The organism is Pseudomonas endophytica, assembly GCF_001411475.1.
Classification (GTDB): Bacteria; Pseudomonadota; Gammaproteobacteria; order Pseudomonadales; family Pseudomonadaceae; genus Aquipseudomonas; species Aquipseudomonas endophytica.
In genome coordinates this window covers 19,732-27,668 of record NZ_LLWH01000192.1, presented here as the reverse complement: position 1 = coordinate 27,668, position 7,937 = coordinate 19,732, and the positions used below count along the sequence as shown (strand labels likewise).

Genomic DNA, 7,937 nt, shown 5'->3' with positions numbered 1-7,937 from the left:
GTCTTTCCGCTCTGACTCAACGTATTGCCGGTGACGGCGCTGACGCTTGGGACATTCACTACCGCGCCTTGGCGCTTCAGGAACAGGGCAAGGACATTTTGTTACTGTCTGTTGGCGACCCAGATTTCGATACCCCGCCGCCTATTGTGCAAGCGGCCATCGACAGTTTGCTGACCGGCAACACCCATTACGCCGAAGTGCGCGGCAAGCGCACCTTGCGCGAGAGTATCGCTAAGCGTCATCAGCAACGTAGCGGCCAGCAGGTCGATGCCGATCAAGTTGTGGTCTTGGCCGGTGCGCAATGTGCGTTATTCAGCGTGGCGCAGTGCGTACTCAACCCAGGTGACGAGGTGATCGTCGCAGAACCCATGTACGTGACCTATGAAGCGGTGTTTGGTGCCTGTGGCGCGGTGGTGGTACCCGTGCCGGTGCGCTCCGAAAATGGTTTTCGGGTGTTGCCCGAAGACGTTGCCGCGCGTATCACCCCGCGAACCCGAGCGTTGGCCCTAAACAGCCCACACAACCCCTCCGGGGCCAGTTTGCCGCGGGCGACGTGGCAGGCGCTGGCGCAACTGTGCATCGCCCATGACCTGTGGTTGATTAGCGATGAGGTCTACAGCGAGCTGTTGTTTGAAGGCGAACATATTAGCCCGGCCAGTTTGCCGGGCATGGCCGAGCGCACGGCCACGCTCAACAGCCTCTCCAAATCCCACGCCATGACCGGCTGGCGAGTCGGTTGGGTGGTCGCGCCGCCCGCACTGGCCGGGCATTTGGAAAACCTCGCGCTGTGCATGCTCTACGGCTCGCCAGACTTTATTCAGGATGCGGCCGTGGTCGCACTCGAAAGCCAGTTGCCAGAGCTGCAAGCCATGCGTCAAGCCTATCGTCAGCGGCGTGACTTGGTGTGTGAATGCTTGGCCGATTGCCCAGGCGTACGGGCGCTAAAACCCGATGGTGGCATGTTCGTGATGGTCGATATCCGTGAAAGCGGGTTCAGCGCCCAGGATTTCTCTAACCGCTTGCTGGACGGCTACGGCGTGTCTGTATTGGCTGGCGAGGCTTTTGGCCCAAGCGCTGCGGGGCATATCCGTTTAGGCTTGGTGCTGGGCGCGGCTCAACTGCGCGATGCGTGTCAGCGAATTGCGCGCTGCGCCAGCGAATTGATCGAGGCCCCGCGTAATGCATAACCACCGCGCGTTATATATAGACGGCGCCTGGCAACCCGCGCAGGGGCAGGGCATGGCTGAGGTGATCAACCCGGCCACTGAGCAACCAGCAGGCACTGTTCCGTTGGGCGATGAGCGTGATGTTGCGCGAGCCGTGGCCGCAGCACGTCGCGCTTTCGGCCCTTGGTCGCGCCTGCCCTCCAGTGAGCGCGCTGGGTTTATTCGGGCTTTGGCGGATCAGTTAAAGGCACGGGCTGATGAAATGGCGGCGGTCATCACCGCCGAGTTGGGCATGCCCGTGCAATGGTGCCGAGCCGTCCAAGTTGACGGGCCGATTGCTGGGCTTGAACACGCCATCGAGCTTGCCGCACACATGGATGAAGTGCGCGAAATCGGTAATAGCTGGGTGGTTCGTGAGCCGGTTGGGGTGTGCGCGTTTATCAACCCGTGGAATTACCCATTGCACCAGTTGATCGGCAAACTGGCTCCAGCACTGGCCGCAGGCTGCACCGTGGTGGTCAAACCCAGCCAAGAAACGCCGCTGCATGCCTTTTTGCTGGCTGAAATGATAGATGCCATCAGCTTACCCGCCGGGGTGTTCAACCTGGTCAGCGGGCCCGGCTCTAAGGTGGGCGAGGCATTGGCCACTCACCCGGACGTGGACATGGTGTCGTTTACCGGCTCTACCGGCGCCGGGATTCGCGTGGCACAGGCGGCAGCGCCGTCGGTTAAGCGGGTTTGTTTGGAATTGGGCGGTAAATCGCCGTTACTGATCGGCGAAGACGCAGACCTCGAAGCCGCCGTTCGCTACGGCGTGCAGGACGTCATGATCAACTCGGGGCAAACCTGTACCGCCTTGACCCGTATGTTGATACCGGCCAACCGCTATGCACAGGCGCTGGAGGTGGCGCTGGCTGAAACGCAGAGCCTGCGCATGGGCGACCCTCTCGACCCGCAGAGCTTCCTCGGGCCCATGTGTTCAGCCGCACAGCGACGCACAGTGGGTGATTACATTCGTATCGGCCAAGAGGAGGGCGCACGCCTGTTGTGCGGAGGTGAAACCGCCGCTGAATATGAGCGAGGTTTTTACCTGCCGCCCACGTTGTTTGCCGATGTCGACAACCGGATGCGTATCGCTCAGGAAGAAATTTTCGGCCCGGTACTGTGCTTGATTCCTTATGTCGATGAAGCGCAAGCGATTCAAATCGCCAACGATTCACCGTTTGGCCTATCCAGTGCCGTATGGGCCGTCAATGCGCAGCGTGCGCTTGGCCTGGCCCGGCAAATACGGGCCGGGCAGTGCTTTATCAATGGCGCAGCATTCAACTACCAAGCACCGTTTGGCGGCTTCAAACAATCCGGTAACGGCCGCGAGTGGGGCGAAGAAGGCTTGGCTGAGTTTGTTGAAATAAAAGCCATTCAACTCTGATCACTGATGCGTTTTAAGGAATTCTTATGAAGGTACTCATCGTCCACGCCCACCCTGAAGCGAACTCGTTCACGGCCGCGCTGCGCGACCAAGCGATTGAAACGCTTCAAGCCCAAGGGCATGAGGTGCAAGTCAGCGACCTCTATGAAATGAACTGGAACCCGGTCGCCAGCGCTGAAGATTTTTCCCCGAGGCAAAACCCGGAGTATCTGGTGTACGCACTGGAACAACGGCTTGGGGTCAAACATCACTCGATCGCTGCGGACATTCAGCAAGAGTTGGACAAATTGCTGTGGGCCGATTTGCTGATCTTAAACTTCCCGATCTTCTGGTTCTCAGCCCCAGCGATGCTCAAAGGCTGGATAGACCGGGTGCTGGTGTCGGGCATTTGTTATGGCGGTAAGCGTTTCTACGACCACGGCGGCTTAGCGGGTAAAAAAGCATTGGTGACGGTTACGTTGGGCGGGCGCGAACACATGTTCGGTGAAGGCGCCATCCATGGCCCGTTTGAAGACATGCTGCGACCGATCTTGCGTGGCACGCTGGCTTACGTGGGGTTCGAGGTGCTGCAACCGTTTGTAGCTTGGCACGTCCCGTACATCAGCGACCAAGCCCGGCAAGATTTTCTGCGCAGTTATCAGCAACGTCTGGAGCACATTGCCGATGATCTGCCGCTGGAATATGTGAAGTTGTCGCAGTTTGATGAGGCGCTGTATCCGCTGGCCAACAACGCTTAAGTCGTGGTTATCGCCAAACTGTGCGGGATAAACACGCACGCCTGTAAACCTGAGCCCTCTCGGTTAGTGAGCGTCAGGCTACCTTGATGACTGATGGCTATGCGCTTGGCAATGGTCAGCCCCAAGCCATAGCCCCCGGATTGATTGTTGCGCGAGGTGTCGGCCCGTACAAACGGGTCCATCACTGAGTGCAAGAGGCTGTCCTTAATGCCGGGCCCACGGTCATTGATTCGTATTGTTACGCCGGCAGTTGAGCGCTCGACCTCGAGGTCGATGTTTTGGGCGTAGCGCAGCGCATTCACCACTAAGTTTTGTAAACAGCGATGAAGCAGTACGCCATTGGCGAAGAGTGTTCCTCCTTGCCCCGTAACCGGCAATGGCTCTTGGGCTGTCGCCATTTCGGCGCACAGACTGCGTAACACGCTATCGACATCGACAAACTGGCAGGCGTGCTGGTTGGCGCTCTGCAAGTAGTCCAGGACTTGGGTGATCATCCTGTCCATGTGATAAATGTTCTGTTTGAGGCGCTCGCGCTGGGTTGCGTCGCTCAATCGCTCAATACGCAGGCGCATGCGAGTTAAAGGCGTACGCAAGTCGTGAGACACCGCGGCCAGGAAAAAACTCTGGTCATTAACCATTGCCACAATTCGCTGTTGCATGGCGTTGAACGTAATGGCCGCCTGACGTACCTCCAGCGGCCCCTCAATGTTCAGTGGTGGCTGCTCAAGGTTCTCGCCCAACGATCCGGCTGCGTCACTCAGCCTTTTCAAAGGGCGCAGACACAATCTAACGGCCAGCCAGCACACCCCGAGCACGGCGATAATACGTAACACATAGATGCGCAAAATATAATCGGCAATCAAAGCCCATGCTGACTCTCCGCTCCAGCCCTGGAGTTCTTGCCCTTGCACCTTCAACCAGTGACCGTCGGCCAAGGGCATCACAAACCCTACGTGGGCGATGGCAGTTTGCAGGCCAAACAGGCTGCTCCAAACCAGCGGCTGGCCTTGTTGATCGGTCAGCTCAACCTTCAACACATCAACCGAGGGTTCTTGCCCCAACTCGTAAGCCAGCGCCTGATTTAACAGCAATGTAGTGCGGCGTACCGCCCGGGTGTTGTCGGATGGGTGAGCAGGGTTCGACGCACTGCACGTCACCGAGTAATGAGCGGGCGCTGCCTGTGGCTGCCCCGGAACACAGCCCGGTTGCTGAAGCAGTGGCGCTGTGCGACTGGCCATAAGGCGCACGGGGGCTTCAAGCACTTGGGCATAGCGCACATCGAACCAGATGCTGCTGGATAACAACTGGATCGCCAATGTGCCACTGACCAGGATCAGCGTGAGCTGGGCAAACAGGGTTTTAGGCCATAACCGACCCAGGGTCTTACCCAGCAAAGCACGCATGCGTTATGCCGCCGTGTGGGTGTTGGAAAAACTCAACAAATAACCTTCATTGCGTACGGTCACTATCTGCACGTCGCCGTTTTTGAAATGCTGACGCAGACGGCTAATGCACATATCAATTGATCGGTCATCCGGGAAGTATTCGCGGCCCATTGCGCTAAGCGTCAGTTGATCTCGTGACAAGACACGCTCACGTGCTTGCAGCAGGTCACGCAGCACCCTGAAATCGGAGCGGGGCAGGGTCAGCATCTGGCCATCTGGGGTGTGCAGCAGACGTTTGGTGTGATCCAGACGGTAACCGTCAAAGCTGTGCTGCGCGCTGGCGGGGCGTTCTGTCACGGGGTCGAGTCGACTCTGACGGCGCAGCACTGCTTTGATTCTGGCCACCAACTCACGCGGTTCAAAAGGTTTGGTCAGGTAGTCGTCGGCTCCCACCTCCAGCCCAATGATGCGGTCGAAGGCCGAGCCTTTGGCGGACAACATGATGACGCTCAGTTCAGGTCGTGCTTGAAGCTGCCTGCACAGGCTCAGACCGTCCTCACCTGGCAACATCACATCGAGTACGACTAAATCAACCGGTTGGCGCTCGAGCAGTGCCCACATCTGCTCGCCATCGGCCGCTGCCAGTACGTGATCGCCGTTCTCGCTCAAGTAATCGCATAGCAGCTCGCGGATCTCATCGTCGTCATCCACCACCAATAACGTTTTGGCCGACAGGCGGGATTTTGCGACAGGCAACTCATTACATTCCATTACATACCCACACAAACCGATGATAGTGACCTACGTCGCGATGCCTAAAATGCTACCAAAAATCATCTGCAAATACGAACTGTTACCAATGACTACGCAGGGCATCATGACGGACTATTCACTGCAACCTTTGATGTTGAACATAGTGGGCCGCTGTAAACGTCGGCAAACACCGCTGATGATGGCAATCGGTTTAAGCGCCGTGGTTGGCATCGCCAGTCAAGAGGCTGGCGCTGAGGCGCTGGAACTCGACACCTTGAATGTTGAAGGAACCCAGACGTCAGAGGCTAACGCTGAACAGTTGGGTTATACCGTCAAGAGCACTAATAGCTCGACCGGCATGAAACTGACGCCGCGCCAAACGCCGCAGTCGGTGACCACGATTACTCAAGAGCAAATGCAAGACCGCAAGATCACCAACATCGAGCAAGCGTTGGACGCCGCGCCGGGCATCACCATGAGTAAGTCGGAAGTGGGTGGGCGAACCGAGTACCGGGCGCGCGGCTATTCGATCAGCAACTGGAAAGTGGATGGCCTGCAATTTCAAGGCGGTTCGGACTTCAGCGGCGGCGGCAACGCGCTGAACATGGACCTGTATGAGCGGATTGATATCGTCCGCGGCGCCAATGGTCTATTGGGCGGCACCGGTGACCCGTCAGCAACCATTGACCTTATTCGCAAACGCCCCGGCTATGAGTTTGGTGGCAGTGCTTACATGACCTACGGCAGTTGGGACAAGCGCCGCCTGGGCGCAGACCTGAACCTGCCGCTCTCTGAAGATGGGCGTTTGCGCTCGCGTTTGGTGATGACGCAAGAGGATTCGAATTCTTTCCGTGATCAACAGTCCGATCGCTCCCGAGCCGCGATGGCTAATTTTGAATTCGACTTGACCGATAACACCACTCTCGGCGCCGGTTACCAATACGAATACAACAAAGTCGTTGGTGGCGGCTGGGGTGCGAACATCCCAATCTGGTACGCTTTCACAATGACTGGACCTTGAACGTAAAAGCCGCGCAAAGCACCACTGAAGCGTTGAATCACCGTGGGTTGGCCAAGGTCAACTCGATTGGCGGCGGAGCGTACGGGGGCTATTGGAACCAAGATGGCACTGGCGCGGTGCTCAATGGTTTGCACAGTTCTACCGACACCACTCAGCAGTCGGCGCAGGTTGATGTCACCGGCCCGTTCAGTTTATTCGGACGTACGCATCAAGCCATGTTTGGCTACAACGACAGCCGTACAGTCGCATGGTCGCCTCAATACCGCTGCAACATGGTTAGCGACACGCGCACCAGCCCTAGCGCATTGGGTTGTCAGTTCCGCGCCAATAACGGCTTCCCGATCACCGACTGGCATAACGGTGTGGATGATGACTATCGCATCCTTGCATATAAGACCGGCCTGCACACCAAGACCATTACCCGTTTGCAGGGTATGTATGCCGCCACTCGCTTGAGCATTACTGATCCGCTGTCGGTGATTTTGGGCGCACGAATCAGTGACTACAGCAGCACCACGCTAGCCACCAGCGGTGCGCGCAGCAGTCAGCAACAAAACGGTATCGTTACCCCTTACTTGGGGGCAGTGTATGACCTGAACGACACTTACTCGCTGTACGCCAGTTACACCGACATCTTCAGCCCGCAAAGCGAAGAAAACGCTAACGGCAGTAAGATCGAGCCAATTCGTGGCCAAAGCTATGAAACAGGGATTAAAGGTGCGTGGTTCGACGGCCGGGTTAATGCCCAAGCCGCGTACTTTCTAACCCGCCAAGAAAACAAGGCGGTCACCGATGGTGGCAACCTGACACCAACTGGCGCCCAAGCCTATAAAACGGGCTCTGGCGTAGAGACTGAAGGTATAGACCTCGAAGTGTCCGGCGCTCTGACCCCTGACTGGAACATTTATGGCGGCTATACCTACTTGCACTTTCGCCGGCTGAATGCCGATGGCCAAAGTGATCCCTCGCATCTGTTCAAGGCATCGACCACTTATCACCTGTCGGGTGCGCTGGACCGCCTAACCGTTGGCGCGGGTGTCACTGCACAAACCAACATTCGCGCTACTTCTACCCCGGCGGGTGTTCCTACTAACGGTGTGAGTCGCGGGCCGACCGACGTGAACTGGTCGGGCTATGCCATCTGGAATGCCATGGCTAAATACCAACTCACCGACGAAACCGCTGTGACGCTTAACGCCAATAACCTCTTCGACAAGACCTATTACACGCGCTACGGCTTCTATGCTGGCGCTATCTACGGCGACCCGCGCAGCGTGTCGTTGACCCTGAGTACTGCGTTTTGAGTTTAGGTCTGATCCTTTCCCCAAGGTGACCCCCCACTCAAAATGCATTACCAAAGCCCGCCATTGGCGGGCTTTGTTTATTGTTGGCCCCGCAAAACTGCACGCTTGGCTAAGCACCACGCGCTCGCAACCATATGGTGTG

General features: G+C 57.4%; 5 protein-coding genes and 1 pseudogene. 4 read left to right on the top strand and 2 right to left on the bottom strand.

The genetic code is table 11. The features are described from left to right. The 3 genes from AQS70_RS17200 to AQS70_RS17190 form a co-directional block, all read left to right on the top strand. On the top strand, window positions 1–1,187 hold a 1,187-nt coding region (locus AQS70_RS17200; protein WP_420912358.1), incomplete at its 5' end, for a pyridoxal phosphate-dependent aminotransferase. Continuing rightward, window positions 1,180–2,595 carry an aldehyde dehydrogenase family protein gene (locus AQS70_RS17195; RefSeq protein WP_055103961.1) on the top strand — a complete coding sequence of 472 codons (1,416 nt, stop codon included), beginning with the start codon at window positions 1,180–1,182 and terminating at the stop codon, window positions 2,593–2,595. The genes AQS70_RS17200 and AQS70_RS17195, both read left to right, overlap by 8 nt. 26 nt (window positions 2,596–2,621) lie before the next feature. Beyond that, a complete protein-coding gene (locus AQS70_RS17190; protein WP_055103960.1) occupies window positions 2,622–3,332 on the top strand; it encodes an NAD(P)H-dependent oxidoreductase in 711 nt (236 codons plus the stop codon). Here the strand turns inward: AQS70_RS17190 and AQS70_RS17185 are convergent. Further along, on the bottom strand, window positions 3,329–4,735 hold the full coding sequence (locus tag AQS70_RS17185) for an ATP-binding protein (RefSeq protein ID WP_055103959.1): 1,407 nt from the start codon (window positions 4,733–4,735) through the stop codon (window positions 3,329–3,331). The two genes, AQS70_RS17190 and AQS70_RS17185, sit on opposite strands and share 4 nt — an antisense overlap. Window positions 4,736–4,738: 3 nt before the next feature. Continuing rightward, window positions 4,739–5,488, bottom strand: a complete 750-nt coding sequence (locus AQS70_RS17180; protein WP_055103958.1) for a response regulator — start codon at window positions 5,486–5,488, stop codon at window positions 4,739–4,741. A gap of 178 nt (window positions 5,489–5,666) precedes the next feature. Here AQS70_RS17180 and AQS70_RS17175 point away from each other — a divergent pair. Beyond that, window positions 5,667–7,795: pseudogene (locus AQS70_RS17175) on the top strand (TonB-dependent siderophore receptor). The last annotated feature ends 142 nt before the right edge of the window (window positions 7,796–7,937 follow it).

Coding starts and splice junctions, on each gene's coding strand:
- AQS70_RS17185 (WP_055103959.1), bottom strand. CDS start 4,735: ATGCGTGCTTTGCTGGGTAAGACCCTGGGTCGGTTATGGCCTAAAACC.
- AQS70_RS17190 (WP_055103960.1), top strand. CDS start 2,622: ATGAAGGTACTCATCGTCCACGCCCACCCTGAAGCGAACTCGTTCACG.
- AQS70_RS17195 (WP_055103961.1), top strand. CDS start 1,180: ATGCATAACCACCGCGCGTTATATATAGACGGCGCCTGGCAACCCGCG.
- AQS70_RS17180 (WP_055103958.1), bottom strand. CDS start 5,488: ATGGAATGTAATGAGTTGCCTGTCGCAAAATCCCGCCTGTCGGCCAAA.